Below are 2,680 nucleotides of genomic sequence, written 5' to 3'. Positions count from 1 at the left end.
ACCCGGGGCAGCGCCGCGCGGTCGGTCTTGCCGTTGGGGGTGAGCGGCAGGCGTTCCAGCACGCCGATCGCGAGCGGCACCATGTAGGCGGGCAGCGCGGCGGCGCAGTGGGCGCGCAGCTCGGCGGGGTCGGCTGCCTGGAAGGACTGGACGAAGGCCGCCAAGTAGGCTCCCGCGTCATCGTGTTGGACGACCGCCACGGCGGCCTCCACCGCCGGATGGGTGGTGAGCACGGCCTCGATCTCGCCGAGCTCGACCCGGAAGCCGCGCACCTTCACCTGGTGGTCGGCCCGCCCGTGGTACTCCAGGCTGCCGTCCGCGCGCCGCCGGACGAGGTCGCCCGTTCGGTAGCAGCGCTCGCCGCCGACGGTCACGAACCGCTCCCCGGTGAGGTCGGGGCGGCCGTGGTAGCCGTGCGCCAGGCCCTCGCCCGCCAGGTACAGCTCGCCGATCCCGCCGTCCGGGACGGGCCCGCGCCGCTCGTCCAGGACGTGCGCCGTGGTGCCGCCGACCGGCCGGCCGATCGGCGGCTCGCCGGTCTCGTCCCGGCCGACCAGGGCACAGGTGGAGTAGACGGTGTCCTCGGTGGGCCCGTACAGGTTGTAGAGCCGCTCGACGCCGGGCTGCGCGTGGACCTGGTCGGCGAGCCGGCGCGACAGCGCCTCCCCGGCCAGGTTGACGACCCGTACGCCGGCGGGCAGGGCGCCGCCGCGCAGCAGGGCCGCCATGGCGCTCGGGACGGTGTTGACGAGGGTGACCGCGTCGCGCGCGGGCAGGTCCGGCAGGGCGAGCGCGTTCTCGGCGACGACGACCGCGCCGCCGACGGCGAGCGGGAAGAAGACCTCGTACACCGAGATGTCGAAGCAGACCGAGGTGGCGAACAGCTCGCCCGCCACGTCCTCGGTCCGGTAGGTGGCGGCGGCCCAGCGCAGCAGGGCGTTGACGCCGCGCTGCGGGACGACGACGCCCTTGGGGCGGCCGGTGGAGCCCGAGGTGTACAGGACGTACGCCGCCGCGTCGGTGCTGCCCACCGGCGCGACGGGTGCGGTCGGGCCCTGCTCGTCCGGACCCGCGTACAGGACGGCGGCACCGGCCCCCGCCACGAGGTGCTCGTGTGCCCGGTCGGTGAGCACGAACGGCGCCCGCGCGTCGCCGATCACCAGCTCCAGCCGGTCCTGCGGGTAGGCCGGGTCCAGCGGCACGTACGCGCCGCCGGCCCGGAGCACGGCGAGCAGGGCCACCACGAGCTCGGCCGAGCGCGGCAGGCACACGCCGACCAGGGTGCCGGGGCCGACGCCGGCCCCGGCCAGGCGGCCCGCGGTCGAGGTCAAGCGTTCGCCAAGTTCGCGGTAGGTCAGTCGCCGTTCGCCGTCGATCAGGGCGACGGCGTCCGGCGTGCGTCCGACCTGGGCGTCGATCAGATCGGCCAGGGCGGCTGCGGGGTCAAGTGCGGGGAATTCCGTCGAACTCATCCACTACTCCTGAAGGGTGGCCCGGGCGCCGGCTCGTGGCCGGAGCGGATGGGCGGTGTACCTCCCGAGATGATGGGGTAAAGATGTTCGCACTTCCAGCACAATTCCACCACGCGTTCGATATGCCGGAAAGGTCGCCTCCGGTGCGGTCCTGAGCGGAGTGGGGTTGTGACGCTGCGTCGCTCATTCCTTACGGAGCGTCAGAACACTGCATGGGCAAGGTCATTGACATGCACATTTGATGTCGGGTCTTCCGGCGTGCCCGTGCCGCCGGAGGTTCCCGGCGTCACGGCCGCGTCACCGTTCCCGCACGGCGCCGAACAGCGGGCGTGACGCCACCGTGATGGCCGGCCCGGACGCTGGACGGTGACCGCGGGCGCTGCCGCTGCCCTCGCGAAGGGAGTCACGATGCCCATCAGCCCCACCTATCCGGGCGTCTACATCGACGAGCTGCCGAGCGCCGTGCGCACGATCGTCGGCGTGCCGACGTCGATCGCCGCGTTCGTCGGGACGGCGCCGCGCGGATCGGTGACGGACCCGGTGCACATCACCAGCTGGGCCGACTACGAGCGGGAGTTCGGCGGGCTCGACCGCACCTCGGACCTGAGCTACGCGGTCTACCAGTTCTTCCAGAACGGCGGCGCCGAGGCCGAGATCGTCCGGATCACCGCCGTGAAGCCCAAGGACGCGCCGGCCGACGGCCCGACCTACCCGGCCACCGCCACGGTCGTCCTCGCCGCCGCCTCGGGCGCAGCCGCCGACGCCGTCACGCTGACCGCCGTCAGCCCCGGCGACTGGGGCAACCACCTGCGGGCCCGGGTCGACTACCAGACCCGCGACAAGGCCCCGGCCGCAGCCGACCAGAAGAGCTTCAACCTCACCCTGCGCGACGCTGTCACCGGGGTGACCGAGAGCTACCTCAACGTCAGCTCGGTGCCCGGCAGCCCCGACCGCCTGAGCGTCGCTCTCGCCGCCTCCGCCCTCGTCACCGTCCCGGCCTCGGCGGACGGCAGACTACTCGCGGCCAACACCGACGTGCCCCCCGGCCAGGACCCGTTCCCGGACGACAAGGGCCCGGGCCACGGCGACTGGTACGCCACCGCCAAGGGCGGCCTGGACGGCACCGCGACCCCGGCCGTCGCCGACTACCTGGGCGAGAGCTCCCCGGTCAAGGACGGCAAGCAGGGCCTCTACCAGCTGCTCAAGAC

At 73.5% G+C, this 2,680-nt stretch carries 1 protein-coding gene and 1 pseudogene; one reads left to right on the top strand and one right to left on the bottom strand.

Annotated elements, in window-relative coordinates:
• Positions 1 to 1,472: amino acid adenylation domain-containing protein (locus tag AB0O00_RS34940; RefSeq protein WP_363658719.1), on the bottom strand; the 1,472-nt coding region annotated here is incomplete at its 3' end.
• A gap of 408 nt (positions 1,473 to 1,880) precedes the next feature.
• Between AB0O00_RS34940 and AB0O00_RS34935 the strand changes: the two are divergent.
• Positions 1,881 to 2,680 (top strand): annotated as a pseudogene (locus AB0O00_RS34935) (hypothetical protein); the annotation flags it as partial.

It is taken from the genome of Kitasatospora sp. NPDC093558, assembly GCF_040683475.1.
In the GTDB taxonomy this organism is placed as follows: domain Bacteria; phylum Actinomycetota; class Actinomycetes; order Streptomycetales; family Streptomycetaceae; genus Kitasatospora.
Note: the sequence above shows the minus strand (reverse complement) of the source record. Positions and strands in the feature narration are given on the sequence as shown.